The organism is Pseudomonas sp. GL_103 (assembly GCF_057835175.1).
The window spans coordinates 1,629,314-1,653,780 of record NZ_CM174420.1; the positions used below are offsets into that span (position 1 = coordinate 1,629,314).

The window sequence follows — 24,467 nt, forward strand, 5'->3', positions numbered from 1 at the left end:
TGGGAATTCGGTTGTGCAGTACTGATTCCTCGCACACAGCCTGATTAAACAAGCTCTGAAAATGATTCGATTCCTTATCGTGTTGATTTTGTTAAAGAAGTACTAACTGACATTACACCCGTCATGTACACGGAAGGAAACTTTGTGGGTATCTTGGGATCCAGCGTTCTTGATTCTTGCGCCAGCACCACGTTGAGTGATTGCCGAACTGAAAAAGTCGCAATACTGATGTGTTCCTACAATGGAGAATCGTTCTTAGCCGAGCAACTGGAGTCATTTCAGCAGCAGTCTCACTGTGACTGGATTGTCTATGTCTCGGACGATGGCTCCCAGGACCGAACGCTGGACATCCTTCAAGCCACAGCCACCCAATGGGGCGGGGGGCGTCTCCAGGTTTTCAGGGGGCCTCGCAGAGGCTTCGTCGCAAACTTCCTTTCGCTCACTTGTCGGGCAGACATTCACGCAGACTTCTATGCGTGGGCTGATCAGGACGATATCTGGAAGCAAGATAAACTCGACAAGGCAATAGCCTGGTTGAAGTTAATCCCGGAGAGTGTGCCGGCTCTTTACTGTGGTCGTACCGAGCTGATTTGTGAGTCAGGTTTACCTTTTGGTTTCTCTCCCAAATTTGCTCTTGCACCGCATTTTTCCAATGCGCTGGTGCAGAACATCGGAGGTGGCAACACCATGGTGTTTAACCACTCCGCACGCGCGTTGCTGCAAGAAGCAGGCGACAATCTGAATGTACCTTCGCATGACTGGTGGGCGTATCAGTTGATTTCCGGTGCGGGTGGCTCTGTCCACTATGACCCTGTCCCAACGGTGCTGTACCGCCAGCACGATGAAAACGTTGTAGGGACCAACTCCAGTTGGTTGGCACGCCTCAAGCGCTTGCGCATGGCGTTCAGGGGGCTTTTTTACGAATGGAATACTCAAAATATTCATGCTTTGGAATCTATGCGTCATCGATTGAGCCAAGAGCATCGAGTGAAGCTTGATCAATTCAAGGCGGCGCGTAGCAAACCACTTTTACCAAGGATTCTGGGTTTCAAGCGTGCCGGTCTGTACCGGCAGACGGTCGCTGGAAATCTGGGGCTGATCCTCGCAACTTTACTGAAAAAGATCTAAATCAATGACTATCTTAGTAACTGGCGGTGCAGGCTTCATCGGTGCGAACTTCGTATTGGACTGGCTGGCTCAATCTGATGAGACCGTGGTCAATCTGGACAAGCTGACCTATGCAGGCAACCTGGATAACCTCAGCAGCCTGGCCGGTAACGAGCGGCACGTATTTGTGCGTGGAGATATCGGTGATGGCGCCCTGGTGGCCCGCCTGCTGGAAGAGCATCAACCTCGCGCGATCCTGAACTTCGCCGCCGAGTCGCACGTTGATCGCTCCATTCATGGCCCGGAAGACTTCATTGAGACCAACATCGTTGGTACGTTCCGCTTGCTGGAAGCCGTGCGCGCTTACTGGAAGGGCCTGGCATCCGATGCGCAGCAGTCGTTTCGCTTTCTGCATGTGTCTACCGACGAAGTCTATGGCTCGCTGGCCAAGGATGAAGCCGCGTTCAGCGAAAGCCACCAGTACGAGCCGAACAGCCCTTACTCGGCCAGCAAGGCCGCCAGTGACCATCTGGTACGTGCCTACCATCACACCTATGGCCTGCCGGTACTGACGACCAACTGCTCGAACAACTACGGGCCGTATCACTTCCCGGAAAAACTCATTCCGCTGATGATCGTCAACGCACTGGCTGGCAAGGCATTGCCTGTCTACGGGGATGGCCAGCAGATTCGTGACTGGCTGTATGTCAAAGACCACTGCAGCGCCATTCGCCGCGTGCTGGAAGCCGGCACCGTGGGTGAGGTCTACAACGTGGGCGGCTGGAACGAAAAGCCTAATCTCGACATCGTGCACAGGGTCTGCGCCTTGCTCGACGAGATGCGTCCACGCGCCGACGGTCAGCCTTACAACGCTCAAATCACCTACGTGACCGATCGTCCCGGGCATGACCGCCGTTATGCCATCGACGCTCGCAAGCTTGAGCGCGAGCTGGGCTGGAAACCGGCAGAGACCTTCGAAACCGGTATCCGTAAAACCGTACAGTGGTACCTGGACAACCAGGATTGGGTCAGCAACATCCAGTCGGGCGCCTACCTTCAGTGGGTAGAGAAAAACTACGCCGGGCGTACTGCATGAAAATTCTATTGCTCGGTAAAAACGGCCAGGTCGGGTGGGAGCTGCAACGTAGTCTTGCCCCCCTGGGCGAGTTGCTCGCACTGGACTCCCGCAGCCCGGATTACTGTGGCGATCTGAATGACCTGGCGGGGCTTGCTGCCACCGTACAGCGCTTTGCGCCCGACGTAATTGTCAATGCCGCGGCGTATACCGCTGTCGACAAGGCTGAAAGCGAATCACAGCAGGCACATCGGGTGAATGCCGAAGCGCCAGCAGTACTGGCCCGGGAAACGTTGGCCCTGAATGCCTTGCTGGTGCATTACTCCACGGACTATGTATTCGCCGGCGACGGTGATACCCCATGGCAGGAAAGTGATCCGGTCGCACCGTTGAGTGTCTATGGCTCCAGCAAACTGGCGGGCGAGCAGGCGATTCAGGCCAGTGGCTGCTCGCACCTGATTTTCCGTACCAGTTGGGTGTATGCCGCACGAGGTAACAACTTCGCCAAGACCATGCTGCGCCTGGCCCGTGAGCGCGACAGCTTGAACGTCATCGACGATCAGTTCGGTGCACCGACCGGGGCAGAGCTGTTGGCCGATGTCACTGCCCATGCTATTCGCAGCACCATCGCAAGCCCGGAACTCGGTGGGCTCTACCATCTTGCGGCCTCTGGTGAAACCACCTGGTGTCGCTATGCGCGCTTTGTGCTCGAACGAGCCGAGTCGGCAGGTGAAAACCTCAAGGTATCTCCAGCCATGGTTGGAGCTATTGGCACAGAGGCTTACCCAACGCCGGCACAACGTCCAAACAATTCCCGTTTGAATACTCAAAAACTGCAAAAGGCCTTTGCGTTGAACTTGCCTGAATGGCAAGTCGGCGTGGCACGGATGCTCACAGAAATACTAGAGAAATAATTATGCTTAATCGTAAAGGAATCATCCTGGCCGGCGGCTCGGGGACTCGACTGCATCCTGCGACATTGGCGATCTCCAAGCAGTTGCTGCCGGTATACGACAAGCCGATGATTTACTACCCGCTGAGCACGCTCATGCTGGCCGGCATCCGCGATATCCTGATTATCTCCACTCCTCAAGATACTCCGCGTTTCGAGCAATTGTTGGGTGATGGCGCCCGTTGGGGCCTGAACATCTCCTACGCAGTGCAGGCATCGCCGGATGGTTTGGCGCAGGCTTTCATTATCGGTGAAGACTTCATCGGTAATGACCCGGCTGCCTTGGTGCTCGGTGACAACATTTACCACGGCCATCATTTCAATGAGCTGCTGGCGAGTGCCATGGTGCGCCAGGACGGTGCCAGTGTTTTTGCCTACCACGTCAATGATCCAGAGCGTTATGGCGTTGTTGAGTTCGATGCTCAGGGCAAGGCCATCAGCCTGGAGGAGAAACCTCTCAAACCTAAATCGAACTACGCTGTCACCGGCCTGTATTTTTACGACAACCAGGTTGTCGAGATCGCGAAAAACATCAAGCCGTCGCCACGTGGCGAACTGGAAATCACCGACCTCAACCGTGTCTACCTGGAGCAGGGCAACCTGTCGGTAGAAATCATGGGTCGCGGTTACGCCTGGCTGGACACCGGTACTCACGACTCCTTGCTGGAAGCGAGCCACTTCATCGCCACGCTTGAGCACCGTCAGGGCCTTAAAGTTGCCTGCCCCGAAGAGATCGCCTTCCGGCAGAAGTGGATCAGCGCCGAGCAGCTTGAAGCGCTCGCTGCCCCACTGATGAAAAATGGCTATGGCCAATACCTCAAACGCCTCCTGCGCGAGACGATTTACTGATGAAAGCTATTCCGCTAGCGATACCTGACGTCGTACTGTTTGAGCCCAAGGTTTTTGGCGATGAGCGTGGTTTTTTCTTCGAAAGTTTCAATGAGGCGCAGTTTTCTGAGGCCATTGGCAAAGAAGTTAAATTCGTTCAGGACAACCACTCCCGCTCGGTAAAGAACGTATTGCGTGGGTTGCATTATCAGATTGAGCAAGCACAGGGAAAGTTGGTGCGAGTGGTGTCCGGTGAAGTCTTTGATGTAGTCGTGGACATTCGTAAATCATCCCCGACATTTGGCCAGTGGGTGGGTGAAATTCTGTCGGCTGAAAACAAGCGACAACTATGGGTGCCTGAAGGTTTTGCCCATGGTTTTGTGGTGCTTTCAGAAATAGCAGATTTTCTTTATAAAACTACTGATTATTACGCGCCTACATGTGAACGCTGCATTCGTTGGGATGATCCGACCCTTGCGATCAAATGGCCAATAAACGAGCCGCCGAATATTTCTGCGAAGGATTTGCACGGTGTCTTGTTTGCAACAGCTGAGGTTTTTAATTGATGCAGCACTTTTCAGCTTCACCCGAAAAAATGATTGGTAACCTCTGGCGAAATCGCTCACTTATCAAAGCATTTACCAGACGAGAGATTTTGGGACGCTATCGTGGATCCGTTCTTGGTTTGTTATGGTCGTTTTTTAATCCGCTTCTGATGTTGGCGGTTTATACCTTCGTTTTTAGCGAGGTTCTTAATGCACGTTGGGGTGTAGGTAGCGATTCAAAGGTAGAATTTGCTCTTGCATTGTTCGCAGGTCTAATGGTTTTTAATCTCTTTGCAGAGTGCATTAATCGTGCGCCAAGTTTAATTCTCTCCAACGTGAACTACGTGAAAAAAGTAGTATTCCCGTTGGAGGTATTACCTTGCGTAGTCCTGAACTCGGCTCTGTTCCATGGCGCAATAAGTCTGTGTGTCTGGTTGGTAGCCTATAGCATTTTTTATGGTATGCCGCACGCTTCAGTGCTCTATTTGCCGCTTATCATTATTCCCTTCATCTTTTTTATTCTGGGTGTTAGTTGGCTGCTTGCTTCATTAGGGACGTACCTCAGAGACATATCTCAGTTTGTCGGTGTTCTGACGACAGTAATGATGTTCCTGTCGCCCATCTTCTATCCAGCTACGACGCTGCCTGAAAGTACTCGCTATTTGCTATATCTCAATCCGCTTACGCCGGTAATCGAGCAAACAAGGGATGTGCTTTTCATGGGTAAAGATCCTGACTTTTCTATGTTGGGGGTTTACTGGATCGCCACTATCTTTATCGCCTGGCTAGGTTTCGCTTGGTTCCAGAAAACACGGAAAGGGTTTGCTGATGTCCTCTGAAATTTCCATCAAAGTAGAAAACCTCAGTAAGTGCTACCACATATATGAGCAGCCGCGCGACCGACTGAAGCAGTTCTTTCTACCGCGCTTTAAACGCTCGGTAGGAATGCAACCTGGTCAGCACTATCGCGAGTTCTGGGCGTTGAGGGATGTGTCGTTTGATGTTAAGCGAGGCGAGACAGTAGGAATTGTAGGACGCAACGGCAGTGGGAAGTCAACTTTGCTGCAAATGATTTGCGGCACGTTGAACCCTACACATGGCAGTGTCCAGACGAAAGGGCGAATTGCTGCACTGTTGGAATTGGGTTCAGGCTTCAATCCAGAGTTCACCGGGCGTGAAAACGTCTATATGAACGCCTCGGTACTTGGCTTGGAAAAAGAAGAAATCGATGCTCGATTCGATGAGATCGCGGCATTTGCGGATATCGGTGCATTCATTGAGCAGCCAGTAAAAAACTACTCCAGCGGCATGATTGTTCGATTGGCGTTTGCTGTCCAAGCGATGATTGATCCGGATATTTTTGTTGTGGATGAAGCACTTGCTGTAGGAGATGAAAAGTTTCAACGCAAGTGCTTCGCGCGCCTTGAAGAACTAAAGAATAAGGGTACATCCATTCTTTTTGTGTCACATTCCGCGGCAAGTATTATCGAGTTTTGCGATAGAACACTCTTTCTTGATCAGGGTAGCAGGCTCATGTTTGGTCCGGCACCACAGACTGTGCGTGCTTATCAAAAGCTAATTTATGCGCCCGATTCAGCATATAAAGATTTAGTAGATCAATACCGTCTTGCTGATCAGTCAGGCGACGTGATGATTACTGAAAGCACAAAAGCCCCGGTTTCTGGGCCTGAAACATCTTCGTTTAATGCATTTGATCCCGGGCTTGTACCCGACACGACCGCAATATACAAAGTGCAAGGTGCGGAAATAAAGTCTATCAAAATACAGGATGCTGAAGGCCGCGTTGTAAACATCCTGGAATCGGGAGGGACCTATTTTTTTGAGGTTGCGGGAGACTTTTTAGATGACTTTTCCGGCATCTACTGGGGGCTGCATATTCGAAATGTGTCTGGCGCAATCGTCACTGGGCAGCGATATCCTGAAGATGGAAAGTATGTCGAAGGGATTCAGGATGGCAGTAAATTCAGCATTAAATTTTCATTCAAAATGAGTTTGTTGCCAGGCGTGTATTTTGTGGGCGGAGGTGTTTGGTCTAGCCAGGAGCCAAATTGTGCTCACCGAATTTTGGATGCAGTAATGTTTCGTATCGCGCCTAAGGAAAAGCAAAAATCGTTTGGGTATGTTGACTGCTCCGCAAGTGAGCCTTCATTAGATTTGAGTTAGTGGGGTAGTTTTCAGTTGATCGGTTCGCTGCTAGCGCGACTCGATCCTGAGGCCACAGCAACATAATCGAAATATTTGGGGGGCGTGTGAAAATAGTAGGGGTTGGGTTAAATAAAACTGGAACCACCTCGCTCGGTGAATGCATGGTTCACTGGGGGTTGAAACATATTTCCTGTAGTCAGGATGCTTTCAATTTGTGGCGCGATGGACGTTATACAGAGCTCCTTGAGTGGGTGGCTGAATACGATAGTTTTGAAGATTGGCCTTGGCCGTTAATTTATAAAATGATTGACGAAAAGTTTCCAGGTTCGAAATTTATCCTTACAAAACGAAAGGATGCTGATACATGGTTCAAAAGTCTCTGTCAGCATGCCGACCGTACCGGTCCTACTGAGTATAGAAAATATATATATGGTCATGAAATGCCCCACGAGCATAAAGATGAGCATATAAAGCTTTATTTGAATCATTTGGATGCTGTTAGGGAGTATTTTAAGGATCGTCCTTCTGACTTGTTGGAGGTCTGCTGGGAAGACGGCGATGGTTGGGCATCATTGGCGAATTTTCTTGGATTTGATCTCCCGGAAATTGAGTTTCCACATGCAAATAAAAGCCCATCTAGAACAGTAGATGATTGCGTCTGTGAGGTTGTATGACTGATTTTATTGATTGGCCGCAGATGGACAAGGATAGTTTGCTTCAGTATCTCCGTTTTAACAGCTATCGTTCGGAGCGTTATGGTGTTCTTTACGTCTCGACACCTAAAGTTGCCTGTACTTCGCTTAAATGGTGGTTTGCTGCTTTGGAAGGGAAGGTCCAAGTATTGCGTGCCGTCACGGATAGTGGAGAATCAGATCCAGATTTGATTATTCATGATAGTTTTCATAAAGTGGCCCCTGACGTCATTCGTTTAGCCCCTGAGATTATTGAAAGTACACTTACTTCGGACTCGTTCTTTCGATTTGCAGTCGTTCGAAATCCATATAAGCGGATTTTTTCGGCATGGCAATCAAAATTATTGCTACAAGAGCCTTTGCAGATAGGGCCATACACGCGTTGTGAATTTTTTAATCATCCTATAAAGTCATCTGCAGACATTGCAGCAGCTTTCGAAGGTTTTCTTGAGCATCTTGTGAGCAGCGAGGCTCCCACGTATTGGGATCTTCACTGGACCCCTCAGGCACAGTTGCTTCGTCCAGATTTAATTAGCTATTCCAAAATTTTCAAAATAGAACAATCGGAAGAACTTGGTGCTGCGCTTACTGAATGGGCGGGTGAGTACATACCAAATCCTTTCGCCGGCCGTCGAGCAAATGAAAGTTTGATTCCCTATCTTTCGGAGTTTGTGACGCCGCGTAGCTCTGAACTGATACAGATTCTGTATGACCAGGACTTCACTGTCTTTGGCTATGATAAAGAACCTCCGGTAAGCAAGGAGGTTTTCTCGGAAGCTCAATTCGACATTACATTCAAGGCAATTAAGTTTGTTCGGGCGCGACACCGACGACTCGGCGAGCGTAATGTGCAATGCACGAACCTCAGCCAAGCGATTGTAGAACGAGACGCTCATATTTCAGCACTCAATCAAGCGATGGACGAGCACGCCTTCCAACTTGCGCACTTGAATCGGGTAGCTGCTCAGCGTGACACCCAGATCGCTGATTTCAATCAGGTTGTGCTCGAGCGAGATAGTTTAATTACCAGTCTGGAGCACACGGTTTTCGAGCGTGACACACAGATTGCTGGTCTCGGCCACGATATTGTCAAGCGTGACACACAGATTGCTGGCCTCGGCCACGATATTGTCAAGCGTGACACACAGATTGATGGTCTCGGCCACGATATTGTCAAGCGTGATACCCAGATTGCCAGTCTCGACCACGATATTGTCAAGCGTGATGCCCAGATTGCCGGTCTCGACCACGATATTGTCAAGCGTGATGCCCAGATTGCCGACCTCAACCACGATATTGTCAAGCGTGATGCCCAGATTGCCGACATCAACCAAGAGATTGCCGAGCATCAGATCCAGATTGCCAGTTTGAATCAGGCTATTATCGAGCGCGAGATTCAGATCAGTACTCTTGTCCAGAGCGTTGACGAGTATCAAAGCCAGGTTGAGGGGCTTAACCAAGTGGCTTCCGAACTCGACGTTAAAGTCGAGAACCTCAAACGCATCGCTGTTGAGCGCGATGACGAGATCGAGAACCTCAGCCAACTGATCGCCGTGCGCGAAGGGCAAATAAGTGGCAGCGAGGAATCGACAGTTGAATACGAACGTAGATTAACTAATCTCGGTCAGACGATTGCCACACAAAAGGCTCAAGTTTCTCACCTTGAGCAGATCGTTGTTGATCGTGACGGACTGATTGCTCGTTTGTCGCATACTATTCAAGAGCGAGATGAGGGGCTAGAAGGCCTCAGCCTGCGTCTTGTTGAGCACGAGGGCGAGATTTCGACATTGAAAGGGCATGCGGCCCGACTTATGTTGGATACCGAATGGCAGGTGGAAACCGCGCAGCATGAATTGAGTCGGCTCTTGCGCTCACGTTCCTGGCGTTTGACAGCACCATTACGCAAAATCGTTAGTACTTTCAGGCCTAAAGCTAAGTTATCGAATACTTCCTTCACTGGAAAAGTAACTGACTTTCTGCGAGTACGTAGAGATCTCGCGAACAGATCCTCCATTCGTCAGATCCGGGCCAGTTCTTTTTTTGACGCCGATTACTACGTTACCACCTATCCTGATGTGTCTGCGGCACGCATGGCGCCGGCAACACATTATTTTCTTTATGGCTGGAAAGAACACCGAAACCCTTCCATTGCGTTCAGTACAGCACAGTATCTTTTCGATAATCCCGATGTCTTGCAGGCTGGCATCAATCCACTGTATCACTATTTAAAGTGGGGCAAAAAAGAAGGGCGTCAAGCCCCACCACTGAATGTGTTTGAAGATCAAGTTTCGACTCCTGATTTAGAGCATTCCATTTCAGATCAGGATTTTTTGCAGGTGCAGGGCGAGTGTCTCTCGCCAAGTAACAATAATGTTTCGATTGCCGGGACCGCTGCCGATTTCGAAAACGAAGCGGTTGCTGTCGAGTGCAGCACGACTCTTGAGGATTGTGCCTTTGAGATTGTCGACTTGCCTGTAGAAACCAGCGAGCGTGAAGTCGAAGTCGAAGTCGAAGTCGAAGCGGGCAACTTGGCTTGTGAGCCTCACAAGCACAACAACGACGTGACGGCGATGGACGCGGCTTCGATGGCAATCATTGAGGCAGAGATTGAGGCGATTGCCAAGTCTGGACGTTTTGATGAGTCTTTCTATCTCTCGATGTACACAGGATTGAATATCGAGAGCAGCGAGGCAATCAGGCACTACTGCGAGCGTGGTTGGAAGGACGGTCTTAATCCATCGGATGATTTCGATACCAAATCCTACCTCTCTACCTACAGCGATATTCGCAATGCGAACCTGAACCCGTTTTGGCACTATGTAGTGGCAGGCGCTTCTGAGTTAAGGCACGCAGTTCCGGATTCGGCCACTCGCTACGAAAACTCCATTCGTTTTGGAGTTTCGGATGTTGATGTCAAATTGCTTGCATTTTTCTCTTCACCTGACTGGGTTTCACTCCGTAATGGTAGACCAGCTTCCAAGGGAAGCTCCCAGCCATCTTTACCTCACGACGAGTTGGGGTTTTATGACAGTTACAACGGGAAGGTGCTTGAGCACCAGACATCGCTTGCCCAACAGCATGGACTACACGGCTTCTGCTTTGAGTTGAGTGACAATGGCAGTGGCGCGTTACGCGAGCCTGTCGACCTCTTTCTTAAGCTTAAAGAAATCGATTTCCGTTTCTGTGTTCAATGTGAGCTGAATTCAGATGACATGGCTGAGACTCTTCTCACCAGGATCACGCGGGCCATTACTGATGCACGATACATTAAGGTTGATGGCCGGCCAGTAATTGTCATAACGCTGTCCTGTAAATCGCAATACACCAGTCGCGTTCTTGGTAAGTTAAGATCTGATCTTGCAAAGGAAGGTGCGGGCGAAGTTTTCCTGATCGTCAGGAATGTATTGATTGGCGCAGATACCTCAAAAGTATATCTGTCGAATTTTTGCGATGCAGTTCTCGATCTTCCTGTTAACCCGGTTCCGGATGAAACCGGAAGCTTCATGCCGCTGAATAAGAATGGGGTAGATGTCGTTCCCTATACTGTTATTGCTTCGCAGGGAGTTTCTCGCTGTCAAAACGAGTCGGTCAGTTCTTGCCCGCAGTACCACGCTGTCACGCTGGGTCGTGATAACACCGCGCAAAAAACAGAGCGACCACTCATCTATTCCCGTTTTCATGTCAGAGATTATCGTCGGTGGCTTGATGCGGCAATTCTGAGTGCCAAACATGCTCATCCTGAAGACCGTCGATTTGTATTCGTGAATGCCTGGAATGATTGGAACGAAGGGCTGTTCCTTGAACCTGACAGGCAGGGCGGTTTTGGTCGATTGAATGAGACGACAAGAGCGCTTCTGGGTATTGCCTCGGGCGCATCGATGCCCAAGGTTTCAGTGATTGTTCCGAATTACAATCATGAGCGTTTTTTACGCCGTCGGTTAGATAGCATCTACGGACAGACCTATAAAAATATTGAAGTAATTCTCCTGGATGACTGCTCGACGGATCAAAGTCGGGCGCTGCTAAATCAATATGCGAATGCAAACCCGGAGACGACGCGAACTCTATTTAGCGATGTGAACTCGGGTGGTACTTTTCGGCAGTGGGCAAAAGGCATAAAAGCCGCTACAGGTGAACTTGTCTGGATCGCCGAAAGCGATGACTATTGTGATGAGCGCTTTCTGGAAGTTCTTGTTAATACGTTTGAAGATGAGGCAGTACTACTCGCCTACGCGAAGTCTGTCTTTGTCAGTGTCGACGAAGTACCAATGGTCGACGAGTTCAAGATGTATGTGAGTGACTTGGAGTGCGCGGATAAATGGAACGCATCCTACGTCGAGACTGCTCATAATGAAGTTAAAGCAGCACTCGGGATAAAGAACACTATCCCCAATGCTAGCGGTGTTCTGTTCAAACGCCCTGTTGAGTTGGCTTTGCTGGACGATGAGGCATGGCTGTCAATGTCCGCAGCTGGTGATTGGGTCTTCTATCTTCACCAAATTAGAGGGGGGAAGATTGCCTACTGCACTGAGGCGACAAATTTCTTCCGTCGATATAAAGGTAGTGCCGCCGAAAGTACTTATAAAAAAGAAGTTTTTTATCATGAGTTGGGGCTGGCCGGACGCACCGTACAAGAGTTGTATAACGTCCCACTTGCATTGCTTGAGCAGTCTCAAAAGAGCTGTAAAGAGCTTTACGACTATCATTCTGTCGGAGATGAGCAGAAATTCCTCTCATGGTACCGACCAGATTGTATATTGCGCGCGCGGGAGGAACGGAAACCGAATATATTGATTTCGACAATGGGCTTCTATCCAGGTGGGGCTGAAATTTTGCCCATCAGGATGGCTAACGAATTCAAGCGGCAGGGGTTGTCAGTTATTCTCTTGAGTGCAGGGTTGAATCCGCGTGAAGACGGAGTTCGACGTATGCTGAGAAACGATGTCCCCCTCATCGAGACATCTGATGTCGACGCGGTGAAAACCATCATCCGCGACTTTGGAGTGGAAGCATTAAATACGCATCAGTGGCATATTCAGAAATATCCTCTGCATGTTCCAGATGTATTTGATGAACTGGGTGCTCATGTTGCGTCGCTCCATGGCATGATTGAACATGGTGATGCTTTTGGAGTTACCGAAGCGCAACTTAGAACCGCTGATAGTGGAGTCACTACTTGGGTCTATACCGCTGATAAAAATCTGGGACCGTTCTCGAAATTTTCGCTCTACGATCAGTCTTCACCGCGATTCGTCAAGCTGCCAAACGGCATGATGCCGTCTGCTGTAGTACCGGTTCCACGTGCGCATATGGGTATTCCTGAAGAAGCATTTGTCTTGTGCTGTGTTAGTCGTGCGATTCCCGATAAGGGGTGGGCTGAAGCCATTCTGGCCGTGGAATACGCACGCAAATTATCAGGGCGCGATATTCGTCTTATCCTGGTAGGAAACGGACCGGTCTACGACGAGTACTGCAGAACAGGTACACCGGATTTTGTTTACCTGGCGGGATTCAGTGAGAACTCGGTTGGCCACTATGCTTCGGCAGATATGGGCATTATGTTAACGACGTTTAAGTCTGAGAGTTTCCCTCTGACGATCGTCGATTGCCTCTTTGCAGGTAAGCCTTACATTGCGTCTGCTGTAGGCGATATAAAAAATATGCTTTCAACGCAAGATGATATCGCGGGGGCAGTTATCGGTCTAGAAGATTGGGAGGTCCCAATTAAAGAGGCGGGCGCGGTCATTGCTGCATTCGCCACCGACAAAGTTAGATATAACAAGGCGTCGGAACTTGTTCCTTTAGTGGCGAATAGATATAAGATTGATGTTGTGGCCAAGCAGTACGTTGAGATTTTCCAAAGAGATATTCTGTTATCTCGAATTGAGGCCGATAGCAATTGTTAAGGATCATTGTGAAGGGCTCCCGACGCGTGCTTGAAGTTGTTGCGCGCGTCGTTTACATGACGACTTTCAAAGTTGCCGGTTTTTTGCGGTACTGGCGTCGCAAATTAAGGTCGCTTATACATCTTTGCCGGGCAGTACCAAAGGTTGTGTCTTTTTATCAAGGCTCGATGCTTTTGACTTTGCGTCGGGTTGTGGGCGTGTTTAGACGGGAAGGTTTTAGCGGAATCAAACGTCGTGCTCATGTTTTGATGGGAGGGTTGGCAAGTAGTAAAGGAGAGAGCGAAACGGCCTTGTATGGTGAGGGTATATCCCTGGACCCGGAGTTCAGACCAAAAATTTCGGTCATCGTTCCGAACTTTAATCATGCCGGCTATTTATCCGAACGGCTCGAGTCGATTTACAACCAGACTTATAGCAATATCGAAGTGATTTTGCTGGATGACTACTCGAGCGACGAGAGTCTCGCGGTTCTGCGCGAATATGCCGAACGCTACCCTGAAAAAACCATCTGCCAATTTAACGAAAGTAACTCAGGAGGTGTGTTCAATCAGTGGAAAAAGGGCTTGGAATTGGCTTCCGGGGAACTTGTTTGGGTGGCAGAAAGTGATGATTACTGCTCAGTTAATCTGTTAGAGGGCTTAGTCGGTAGCTTTCAAAATGAGGCGGTTCAACTCGCTTTCGGGCGGACCGAGTTTGTCTCGGAAGCGCCCGCCAGAACAGTTTGGACCTCGGAAGATTACTTGTCCGATCTTATGCTTGATATATGGGCGCGCCCTTTTGTGAAGTCGGCTCATTCGCTGGTGAAGTCGGGGTGGGTGGTGAAAAACATTGTACCGAATGTGAGCGGTGCAGTGTTTAGGAATCCCGGGAAACTGGCGCTACTCGACGATGCACGATGGGCTGCGTTACGGATGTGTGGGGACTGGGTGTTTTACTTGTCGATCATTCGTGGCGGATTGGTGGCTTATAATCCAGAAGTAACAAATTTTTATCGGCAACATGCCCTCAATACATCAGTTAATGCGCAGAGAGAAGATCTGTATTATCGAGAGCATGAAGTGGTGGCTCTCTATTTGGCCGGCTTGTACAAGTTGGATCGTGCGGATTTTGAGAGACAGGAAAAGCAGCTGTATTTGCATTGGTGCAGAAAAAAAGGCGAAAATCGGCTTGAAGAGTTCAAGAAGCTATATGATATAGAAAGAATAATTCGAGATGCGGTAGTTAGAAAGCCTAATATTGTAATGTGCGTTTATGCGCTTGCTGCCGGTGGTGGCGAGACATTTCCGATTATGCTTGCAAATCTGCTGTACGACAGAGGCTACGCGGTGACGCTTCTTAATTGTAAGGAGCAGCCAACTGAACCAGGAGTTCGGTCGATGTTGTCTGATTTTGTTCCGTTGCTGGAATTGGGCAGACTTGAACTGACTGAAGCGGTTTTTGCAGATATGGGCGTTGAGTTGGTGCACTCTCATCATGCTTGGGTCGATATATCGCTGGCGACATTGTTGATTAATAGTCGCGAGATTCGACATGTTGTGACCATGCACGGCATGTACGAAATGATGCCATCGGCTCAATTGACCCAGCTTATGCCATTGCTGACACGTCAGATTGATTGCTTTATCTATACAGCTGAAAAGAATCAGGCGCCTTTTTCTTCGGAATTCCGCCAGGATAAAAATTTTTGTAAAATCGATAATGCTTTGCCGGCAAAAAAGATAATACCGGTACCACGAACCGAATTGAATATTGGTAGTGATGATTTTGTACTGTGTTTAGTTGCGCGGGCTATTCGGGATAAGGGCTGGGAAGAGGCGATAAAAGCCGTTGAAATAGCGAATGTCCGCTCTGCTCGTAAAATTCATCTGCTTCTAATTGGGGAAGGGCCAGAGTTCAGTCGCCTTAAACCTTTGGTTGTTAATGAATTTATCCATTTTCTAGGTTTTCGTTCAAATGTTCGCGACTATTTCGCAATCTCTGACATAGGGTTTTTGCCCTCTCGGTTTGAAGGTGAGAGCTTTCCGTTGGTGTTGATCGATTGCTTGCTGAGCGGAAAACCATTACTGGCCAGTAATGTCGGTGCAATCCGTTATATGCTTGAATCACCAGAGGGGTTGGCTGGTGAGTTGTTCGAGCTTGATAGCTTGAATATCAATATTGACGCGTTGAGTGAAAAAATTATTCGATTGGCAAATGACGATATTAAATACAGACGACTTTTGCATTCTGTTCCATTTGCTGCTGAAAAATTCAATACCGGAATAATGATAGACAGATATGAGGAAGTCTACTTGGGGCAGTTTGCCGATGTAGAGGCGAATAGTACCTTGAAGCGTATAGGGGATTATAAATGAGTGGCTTTAATATGGGTCTCGTGGCCTCGAAATCGCGTTGTCTTGTCTTGGGTGGGCGAGGGTTTATTGGCTCCCATTTGATAGATAAACTGCTTGAACAAGGGTATTCAGTACGCTGTTTCGATCGTCCGCACGTCACGTCATTGGGCCATACTCACCTTTCGAATCCTCGCTTCGAACTCTATGAAGGAGACTTGATTAGTGAGGCAGATATTGCCGAAGCGATGGAAGGGTGCGACGTCTGCTATCATTTGGTGTCAACTACGCTGCCAAAGTCTTCAAATGCGGATCCGATATTCGATATCGAAAGTAATGTCCTTGGCACGATTCGTTTGTTGAGTCGTGCAGTTAAAGTTGGGTTGAAGAAGATTGTTTTTGTATCTTCGGGTGGCACTGTTTATGGTCGGCCTATACAGTTGCCTATTTCCGAGATGCACCCTACTGATCCAGTTTGCTCTTACGGCATTAGCAAGCTGGCGATCGAGAAGTATCTTCATCTTTTTCATTCTCTTTACGGCTTAGACTACACGGTATTACGTCTATCTAATCCCTTTGGCGAGCGACAGCGTACGCATGCAAGCCAAGGGGCCGTTGCGGTATTTCTCGGTCAGGTGATGCGTGGCGAACCAGTCGAAATCTGGGGGGACGGTTCCGTGACACGAGACTACATACATATTGCCGATGTGGTCAGCGCTCTGTTGAGTGCTCTTGAGGTGGCTGGTGATACTCGCGTATTTAACGTCGGTGGAGGGTATGGGCTTAGTCTTAACGGGCTACTCGACGCAATCGAGAGAGTGACAGGGCGCGTTGCAGACCGTAGGTACTTGCCCGGGAGAGCATTCGATGTGCAGGAAAGTGTCCTCTGCATCGAGCGAGCCCGGCAGTTTCTTGACTGGTCCCCCAAGCTGGATTTTGAGCAGGGGCTGGAGCGATTTTCGGCATGGCTGCAGCTTAATCCCGATGCACAGTGAGGGTCAGTCACCCCGATAAAAAGGTAGCTTATCTCTACCTCTTTCGATAAATCGGAGAGCATTTAACCGTTTCGAGTTGTATATCGAGCAATGGCGGTTATCGCTCTCCAGAGTTTTTCATCTTTACGGCTTCTAGGATGGTTGAGACAGAGTCGCCGATGGTTACTCTGTTAGCCACGATTTCAATCTCAGCAGCAAGCGGCGCCTCATACGGACTCCCCACCCCCGACAAATTCGGCAACTGCCCGGCCCGGGCCTTCTTGTACAACCCCTTCACATCCCGCTGTTCGCAGACCTCCAATGGAGTGCTGACGTAGACCTCGACAAAGTTATCTTCCCCGATCAGTTCCCGTGCCATCTGCCGCTCTCTCCTGAACGGTGAAATGAACGCCGTCATGACCACCATCCCGGCGTCCATCATCAGTTTGGCTACTTCGGCGATTCGGCGGATGTTTTCTACGCGGTCGGCGTCGGTAAATCCCAGATCCTTGTTGAGGCCCTGGCGGACGTTGTCGCCATCAAGCAGGTAGGTGCGATAACCATTAGCGTGCAGTTCGACTTCGAGTGCGTTGGCCAGTGTCGATTTGCCCGAACCGGACAGACCGGTGAACCAGATGACCTTGCCCTTGTGGCCGTTGAGTTTCTCGCGGTTTTCACGGCTGATCGATAGGGCCTGTTTATGCACGTTTTGCGCGCGTCGCAGGCTGTGGGTGATCATGCCGGCGGCAACCGTAGCGTTGCTGATGCGATCGACCAGGATGAAGCTGCCAAGGGTCTTCGAGTGTTGATAGCTGTCGTAGACCATTGGTTTGCTGATGGCAAGCGTACACACGCTGATATCGTTCAGCAGTAGTTGGGTGCTGGCGTCGTGGGCCAGGGTGTTGATGTCCACCCGGTACTTGATGGTGGTGATCGAGGCGCTGGCCCATTGCGAGGCGAGTTTGATGTCGTAGTTGCGGCCGTGCAGCCCGGCTTCTTCGTCCATCCATACCAGCGTTGCTTCAAACTGGTCCGTGGTTTCCAGCGGGCTCTTGCTCAGTGAAATGATGTCGCCGCGAGATGCATCGATTTCCCGGTCGAGCTTCAAGGTGACGGCGTCACCACGCTCGGCCTGTTGCATCGAGCCGTCCATGCTGACAATTTCCGCCACCGTTGCGGTTTGACCGGAGAGGGTCACGCGGATCTCGTCGCCGACTTTGACCTTGCCTTCGCCAACATAGCCGCTAAACCCGCGGAACGAAGCGTTCGGTCGATTCACCCACTGCACGGGAAACACCAGGCGTTCGGCTTGCGGTGCGGTGATTTCCGCAGTTTCCAGGTAACCCATCAGCGTTGGGCCGTTGTACCACGGCGTGTGAGCCGAGCGCTGGGTGATGTTGTCGCCCTTGAGCGCACTGACAGGAATGGCCGTGATCTTCTCAAAGCCCAGCGTCTGGGTGAATGCCTGGAAGGTTTCGACGATACGCTGGAAGGTATCCTGATCAAAGTTGACCAGGTCCATCTTGTTCACGGCCAGCGCCACGTGACGGATGCCCATCAGTGATGTCAGGTAGGCGTGTCGCCGGGTCTGGGTCAGGACGCCTTGCTGCGCATCAACAAGGATGATTGCCACGTCGGCAGTGGACGCACCGGTAACCATGTTGCGCGTGTATTGCTCATGCCCCGGCGTATCGGCCACGATGAATTTGCGTTTGGCAGTTGCGAAATACCGGTAGGCCACATCGATCGTGATGCCCTGTTCACGCTCCGCCGACAAGCCGTCGACCAGCAACGCAAAGTCGATGTCAGCACCTTGGGTGCCATATTTCTTCGATTCGTTTTTCAGGGTCGCCAGTTGATCGTCGGTCAATTGCCGGGAGTCCCACAGCAGGCGACCGATCAGGGTGCTTTTGCCATCGTCGACGCTGCCGCAGGTGATAAAACGCAGCAGGTCCTGGCCTTGTTGCTGTTCGAGGTAAGCCTCAATGGTCGAGGGCTGTTGCGGGGCGATTACCAAGGCTTTCGGGGCCATCAGAAGTATCCTTCTTTCTTTTTCTTTTCCATGCTGGCGGAGCTGTCACTGTCGATGGCTCGGCCCTGTCGTTCGGAATGACTGGAGTCCAGCAGCTCAAGCAAAATGTCGGCCACGGTGGTGGCATTCGAATCCATTGCGCCGGTCAGCGGGTAGCAACCCAAGGTGCGAAAGCGAATGTTCCTGGCTTCGATTTTCTCGCCAGGCAACAGGGGCATGCGGGCGTCATCGACCATGATGGTCATGCCGTTGCGCACCACAACGGGACGCTCCTTGGCGAAGTAAAGGGGGACCAGCGGAATGTTTTCCTGGTAGATGTATTGCCAGATATCGAGTTCGGTCCAGTTGGATAACGGGAACACACGAATGCTCTCGCCCGGTTTTTTACGCGTGTTGTAGAGGTTCCACAATTCGGGGCGCTGCTGTTTCGGGTCCCATTGGTGGCTCTGGGTACGGAACGAAAAGATGCGTTCCTTGGCCCTGGATTTTTCTTCATCGCGGCGTGCGCCGCCGAACACCACGTCGAACTTGTATTTGTCCAGCGCCTGCTTGAGGCCTTCGGTCTTGGTGATGTCGGTGTGCAGTGCCGAACCATGATCAAAGGGGTTGATGTCCTTGCTGATGGCTTCCGGATTGATATGCACCAGCAGGTCCATACCGCTTTCTCGCGCCATCAGGTCGCGGAAGAGGTACATTTCCTGAAATTTCCAGCGCGTATCGACGTGCAGCAATGGCAGTGGCGGTGGAGAAGGGTAAAAGGCCTTGCGCGCCAGATGCAGCATCACTGCGCTGTCCTTGCCCATCGAGTACAGCATCGCGGGATTTTCCGCCTCGGCCACCGCTTCGCGGATGATTTGCAGGCTTTCGGCTTCAAGATGCTTGAGGTGGGGCGTGCGCACTTTCAACGCATCGACCGGACCGATTTGGCTGCTTGTGTCCAGTATGGCCGGGTACCCCAACAGTCCAAGCTCAACCTGATCTGGCGCAGTGGTCTGCCTGCAGGCGTTGACCAGACGACCACTGGGGAAGATGACGATGCTCTTGGCGATGTGGGCCTGCAGGCGACGCAGCGCTGCGGTAAGCGATTGTGCGTCAACCGGTTCGATCCCGAGTGGCAACCAGTAGCGCGCACCTCGGGCATCGTTGGCGTGCAAGACGTCCGTGCCGTCAGCGGTGCGATGCAACTGGGCATATAGCACCAGCTTGCGTTTGATCCGGGCCTTTTCAATCTCCCAGTCCAGAACCGAGGGTGTCGGACTGCGCCCGGATTCGTCGCTCAGGTTTTGTGCATTGAGTGTGTCAGGCAGGAGTGCAAGCTCATGCAAGCGTCGTTCGGCGGTGCGCTTGGTGTCAGCTTGTTTGAGTCGATTGAGATGGACAAAGGCCTGCTGCGTATCCCATACAACCGGGGCATCGAGGCCAAGAAGATCGGGGTTTGCCACTGGATATCTTCCTTGTCGCAAAATGTTGATTTTGCTTTTTTGTATTCTGATTACTATGTGTTATCGAGTGTTTTCGATTTGTTTAGCAATTAAATCACAAGTTGCGACATTGATTCATTGAAAGTTTACGTGCCTGCACTACAAAGCCGTGTCACGCAGTAATCCTTTGCCATTCTTGTGCAGCGCTGGTTATAGTCAGCCCTCGGCAGGTTCATGACCTGCTTTTCTACTCCTGAAAAAGATCAGCCCAATGCCTGCATCCCTCATCAACGCGGTAGTCGATTCAGCGGTCAACGCTGGCGTCGTGCCGTGCGGGAAACAGCAGCCCGGGCAGATCAGTCATTACCCCCCTCCTGTCAGTCGCACGCCAGTGTGCGCGGTGGTCTCACCGCCAAGCGTTGGCATTTCGGGCTGATCAGCTGCTTTGTGCTGTTCCCAAGCACGTCTGAAAAAGCGCCCGCCTGAAAAAAACGACTGAATTTCAGCTTTTTGCTGAGTTGGCTTTTTGCCTGACTACAGGTGGTCTTCATGTTTGTCCTTTCGAAAAAGTCCGCGCTCGCGGCGGCGTCCACGAGCCTGTTCGTTCTGCTGTGGAGCAGCGGGGCGATTTTCTCCAAATGGGGGCTGGCCCACGCGTCGCCTTTCGCCTTTCTGATGTTTCGTTTCGTCATCGCCCTATGCGGTCTGGTGTTGCTGGTGCCGTTGCTCAAGCTGAAGTTGCCCAAGGGCGGCAAACCGATGCTGTTTGCGATGGCCACCGGCGTGGTGTTGTTGGGGGCGTATCAGATTTTTTATCTGCTGGCCTTGAACCTTAAAGTCACGCCCGGGGTGTTGGCGACCATCATGGGCGTGCAGCCGATCCTCACCGTGGTGCTCATGGAGCGCCAGCGTTCCTGGAGCCGGATGTTCGGTCTGGCCCTGGGGCTGACCGGGTTGGTCATGGTGGTCTATCAGGGCATCGGGCTGGCCGGGATGTCGCTGGCCGGGATGCTTTTCGGTCTGCTGGCGCTGGCGAGCATGACGTTCGGTTCGATCATGCAGAAACGCATCACCGACAACCCTCTCGGCACACTGCCGGTGCAGTATCTGGCCGGACTGTTGTTGTGCGGGATTTTCGTACCCTTCCAGCCGTTTCACTTCGAGCACAGCAGCGGCTTCATCCTGCCGGTGCTGTGGATGGGGCTGGTGGTGTCGGTGCTGGCGACGCTGTTGCTCTACCGCTTGATCGCCCGGGGCAATCTGGTGAATGTCACCAGCCTGTTTTACCTGGTGCCGGCGGTCACGGTGGTGATGGACTATCTGATCTTCGGCAATCGCCTGGCGATGTTGAGCTTGTTCGGTATGCTGTTGATCATCGTCGGTCTGGTGTTTGTGTTCCGTAAACCTGCATAAACCCGAGAAGGCCTGGAGCAATACTCCGGGCCTTTTTCATTTGGCCAGCGCGTGCTCGGCCTGCGAAGGCGTCATCCGCAACGCAACAGTTCTACCGGTCAGCCAGCAAGCCCGGTTTCACAGCAGCCGGCTTCAACACCAACCACAACGCCAGCGCAATCAACAACCCGCCATAGATATGCGCCATCGACAGCGGCTCATCGAGAAACAACGCCCCCCACAACACGCCGAACAGCGGGATCAAAAAGGTCGTAGTCATCGATTTCACCGGACCAATCGAGCTCAGGAGCCGGAAGTAAACAATGTACGCAAACGCCGTGCATCCCAGGCCCAACCCCAGCAACGAGAGCCAGACACTCCAGCCGCCCCAGGTCGCGGGTGGCTGGCTGATCACGCTGAAGCCGAACAGCGGTAGCAGGAACAACGTCGCGCCGAGCATGCTGCCCAGTGCCGACAAACGGCTGTCGAGACCACCAGCCTGATCGAGCCAGCGACGGGCCAGAAACCCCGCAAATCCGTAGCAGGTGGTCGCGAGCAGGCAGGCGACGGCACCCATCAGCAGTTGCATGTCGAACGCCACTGGGCCGGCACGGGTCAGCACGCCCACGCCGAACAGTCCCAGGAACACGCCGCCGAGTTTGGCGCCAGTGAGCCTTTCATGGAAAAACAGGCCGCCAATCAGCACACCCATCAAGGGGGTCGTGGCGTTGAAAATCGACGAGTAACCGGCAGGTAGCACCTGCGCGGCCACCGAATAAAGCGTTGCCGGGATGCCGGAGTTGATCACCCCGAGCAGCATCACGGTCTTGAGTTTGCCCTTGAAATCCCAACTGATGCGCATCAGGCCGAGAATCACCAGCAGTCCGGCAGCGGCTATCGATACACGGAAAAAAGCGGTTGGAATGCTGCCAATCACCGGTGCGATGATGCGCATGAACAGAAAACTCGCACCCCAAATGGCCGCCAGGGACAGTAAACGGAAAATATCGACGGGGTTCACAGCGCGGTCCTTCCTTGGGGGAGGGGCGAAAGTGTTGCTGAGTGTGTGATCGATGGCAACCGAAAACCGGGCATTTAATTCACCCGGAAAATTACGCTTCTCCTGCACCCGGTTCACTGGCTAAGCTCAAGCCTCCTGAATTCCCGCAGAGGTCTCACCATGCCGCAGCAATGGCCAGCCGCCGATATCGCCCGCTTGATCCTCGATGGCTTTGACGATTACCGCGAGCATTTTCGCCAGATCACCGACGGCGCCCGGGCCCGCTTCGAGCAGGCCAAGTGGCAGGAAACGCAGACGGCGTCGGCGGCACGGATCAACCTGTACGAAGACAAGGTCGGTGAAACGGTAGAGCGACTGCGCACCGCGTTTGACGCCGACACCCTGGACGTCAGCTGCTGGCCGCTGGTCAAGAGCGCCTACATCAGCCTGATCGACCTGCGCTTCGACGATGAACTGTCCGAGACCTGGTACAACTCGATCTTCTGCGGGCTGTTCAGCCATGACCTGATCAGCGATGGCTGCATGTTCATCCACACCACCCGGCCGAGCCTGCGCCGTGCCCGGGCCGCACAAACCCGCACCTACAAGCCGCAAGGCCAATTGTCGGCGATGCTCTCCAGCATCTTCGCCGACTACCGCTTCAGCGAGGATTACGCCGACCTGGCCGGTGACCTGAAGCGCCTCGAAGCGCAACTGCGCGAGAACCTGCCGGATTGGGTGTGCAAGGACCCGGAGCTGAGCGTCGAGCTGTTTTCCTCGGTGCTGTACCGTAATAAAGGCGCGTACCTGGTGGGGCGCATCTACACCGCCGACGAGCAATGGCCGCTGGCGATTCCATTGCTGCACCTCGAAGGTCGCGGCATCCAGATCGATGCGCTGATCACCGATGAGGCGGACGTATCGATCATCTTCTCGTTCACCCGTTCGTATTTCATGGTGGATGTGCCGGTGCCGGCGGAGTTCATCGGCTTCCTGCGGCGTATCCTGCCGGGCAAGCACATTGCCGAGCTGTACACCTCGATCGGCTTCTACAAGCACGGCAAGTCGGAGTTCTACCGGGCGCTGATCAATCACCTGGCCAACACCGACGACCAGTTCATCATGGCCCCCGGTGTGCGCGGCATGGTGATGAGCGTGTTCACCCTGCCGGGTTTCAACACCGTGTTCAAAATCATCAAGGATCGTTTCTCGCCGTCGAAAAACGTCGACCGTGCCACGGTGATCGAGAAGTACCGCCTGGTGAAAAGCGTCGACCGGGTCGGGCGCATGGCCGATACCCAGGAGTTCGCCGATTTCCGTTTTCCGCTGAGCAAGTTCGATCCGGCGTGCCTGGAGGAACTATTGGAAGTCGCGTCCTCCACGGTGTCGGTGGAAGGTGACACGGTGCTGATCCGTCACTGCTGGACCGAGCGCCGCATGACCCCGCTGAACCTCTACCTGGAAAACGCCAACGAGGCGCAGGTGCGCGAGGCCCTGGAAGACTACGGGCTGGCGATCAAGCAACTGGCGGCGGCCAACATCTTTCCCGGCGACATGCTGCTCAAGAACTTCGGAGTCACCCGTCACGGTCGCGTGGTGTTCTACGACTACGACGAGATCTGCTTCCTCACCGAGGCCAACTTCCGCCACATCCCGCTACCGCGCACCCCGGAAGACGAAATGGCATCCGAACCGTGGTATTCGATCGGGCCGCTGGACGTGTTCCCGGAAGAGTTTCCGCCATTCCTGTTTGCCGATTTCGGGCAACGCAAGTTGTTCGATCAGTTGCATGGCGAGTTGTACAACGCCGATTACTGGAAGAGCCTGCAGGAAGCGATTCGGGCGGGGAAGGTGATTGATGTGTTTCCGTATCGGCGTAAAGGTTTGGACAACGAGTAGTTCTCACCGACGCCATCGCGAGCAAGCTCGCTCCCACATTTGACTGCGGTGTGCCCCGATTTTGTGGTCGCTGTAGATCCAGTGTGGGAGCGAGCTTGCTCGCGATCGGCCGCGCAGCGGTCGTAAAATCTGCGACAATCCGCACCCT

At 52.1% G+C, this 24,467-nt stretch carries 16 protein-coding genes; 13 read left to right on the top strand and 3 right to left on the bottom strand.

All coding sequences use genetic code 11. The annotated features are described in order from the left end of the window. Nucleotides 1-144: 144 nt before the first annotated feature. The 11 genes from AC3IP0_RS07445 to AC3IP0_RS07495 all read left to right on the top strand — a co-directional run bounded on the left by AC3IP0_RS07445 (nt 145) and on the right by AC3IP0_RS07495 (nt 16,596). On the top strand, nt 145-1,128 hold the full coding sequence (locus AC3IP0_RS07445; protein ID WP_489327070.1) for a glycosyltransferase family 2 protein: 984 nt from the start codon (nt 145-147) through the stop codon (nt 1,126-1,128). A 4-nt stretch (nt 1,129-1,132) separates the two neighbouring features. Next, a complete protein-coding gene (gene rfbB / locus AC3IP0_RS07450; protein ID WP_489327072.1) occupies nt 1,133-2,203 on the top strand; it encodes a dTDP-glucose 4,6-dehydratase in 1,071 nt (356 codons plus the stop codon). Continuing rightward, entirely contained in the window at nt 2,200-3,096 is an 897-nt protein-coding gene (rfbD, locus tag AC3IP0_RS07455; protein ID WP_489327073.1) for a dTDP-4-dehydrorhamnose reductase, read from the top strand. Before rfbB ends, rfbD begins: the two co-directional genes overlap by 4 nt. Nucleotides 3,097-3,098: 2 nt before the next feature. Next, nucleotides 3,099-3,983, top strand: coding sequence for a glucose-1-phosphate thymidylyltransferase RfbA (gene rfbA / locus AC3IP0_RS07460; RefSeq protein WP_489327074.1), 885 nt, complete (start codon nt 3,099-3,101; stop codon nt 3,981-3,983). Then, nucleotides 3,983-4,528, top strand: a complete 546-nt coding sequence (gene rfbC / locus AC3IP0_RS07465) for a dTDP-4-dehydrorhamnose 3,5-epimerase (RefSeq protein WP_489327075.1) — start codon at nt 3,983-3,985, stop codon at nt 4,526-4,528. Before rfbA ends, rfbC begins: the two co-directional genes overlap by 1 nt. Continuing rightward, the gene (locus tag AC3IP0_RS07470) at nt 4,528-5,346 is read left to right on the top strand and encodes an ABC transporter permease (protein ID WP_489327077.1); all 819 of its coding nucleotides are present in this window, start codon (nt 4,528-4,530) and stop codon (nt 5,344-5,346) included. The genes rfbC and AC3IP0_RS07470 overlap by 1 nt, the downstream gene beginning before the upstream one ends. After that, the gene (locus tag AC3IP0_RS07475) at nt 5,336-6,691 is read left to right on the top strand and encodes an ABC transporter ATP-binding protein (RefSeq protein WP_489327078.1); all 1,356 of its coding nucleotides are present in this window, start codon (nt 5,336-5,338) and stop codon (nt 6,689-6,691) included. Before AC3IP0_RS07470 ends, AC3IP0_RS07475 begins: the two co-directional genes overlap by 11 nt. Nucleotides 6,692-6,777: 86 nt before the next feature. After that, on the top strand, nt 6,778-7,347 hold the full coding sequence (locus AC3IP0_RS07480) for a sulfotransferase (protein ID WP_489327080.1): 570 nt from the start codon (nt 6,778-6,780) through the stop codon (nt 7,345-7,347). Then, a complete protein-coding gene (locus AC3IP0_RS07485; RefSeq protein WP_489327081.1) occupies nt 7,344-13,271 on the top strand; it encodes a glycoside hydrolase family 99-like domain-containing protein in 5,928 nt (1,975 codons plus the stop codon). Before AC3IP0_RS07480 ends, AC3IP0_RS07485 begins: the two co-directional genes overlap by 4 nt. A gap of 26 nt (nt 13,272-13,297) precedes the next feature. Then, nucleotides 13,298-15,625 (top strand): glycosyltransferase, encoded by a 2,328-nt coding sequence (locus AC3IP0_RS07490; protein ID WP_489327083.1) that lies wholly within the window; start codon nt 13,298-13,300, stop codon nt 15,623-15,625. Further along, entirely contained in the window at nt 15,622-16,596 is a 975-nt protein-coding gene (locus AC3IP0_RS07495; protein WP_489327085.1) for an NAD-dependent epimerase/dehydratase family protein, read from the top strand. The genes AC3IP0_RS07490 and AC3IP0_RS07495 overlap by 4 nt, the downstream gene beginning before the upstream one ends. 97 nt (nt 16,597-16,693) lie before the next feature. On the opposite strand, the gene cysN is transcribed toward AC3IP0_RS07495, so the two are convergent. Both cysN and cysD read right to left on the bottom strand, forming a co-directional pair. After that, nucleotides 16,694-18,607 (bottom strand): sulfate adenylyltransferase subunit CysN, encoded by a 1,914-nt coding sequence (gene cysN / locus AC3IP0_RS07500; protein WP_489327087.1) that lies wholly within the window; start codon nt 18,605-18,607, stop codon nt 16,694-16,696. Next, nucleotides 18,607-19,548: a sulfate adenylyltransferase subunit CysD gene (gene cysD, locus AC3IP0_RS07505; RefSeq protein WP_489319731.1), complete on the bottom strand. Its 942-nt coding sequence runs from the start codon at nt 19,546-19,548 to the stop codon at nt 18,607-18,609. The genes cysN and cysD overlap by 1 nt, the downstream gene beginning before the upstream one ends. A gap of 1,029 nt (nt 19,549-20,577) precedes the next feature. Between cysD and AC3IP0_RS07510 the strand changes: the two genes are divergently transcribed. After that, on the top strand, nt 20,578-21,441 hold the full coding sequence (locus AC3IP0_RS07510; RefSeq protein ID WP_489318774.1) for a DMT family transporter: 864 nt from the start codon (nt 20,578-20,580) through the stop codon (nt 21,439-21,441). Between the two features lie 91 nt (nt 21,442-21,532). Here AC3IP0_RS07510 and AC3IP0_RS07515 read toward each other — a convergent pair whose 3' ends face one another. After that, nucleotides 21,533-22,441, bottom strand: coding sequence for a DMT family transporter (locus tag AC3IP0_RS07515; protein WP_489318775.1), 909 nt, complete (start codon nt 22,439-22,441; stop codon nt 21,533-21,535). A 159-nt stretch (nt 22,442-22,600) separates the two neighbouring features. Between AC3IP0_RS07515 and aceK the strand changes: the two genes are divergently transcribed. Next, a complete protein-coding gene (aceK, locus tag AC3IP0_RS07520) occupies nt 22,601-24,319 on the top strand; it encodes a bifunctional isocitrate dehydrogenase kinase/phosphatase (protein ID WP_489318776.1) in 1,719 nt (572 codons plus the stop codon). The last annotated feature ends 148 nt before the right edge of the window (nt 24,320-24,467 follow it).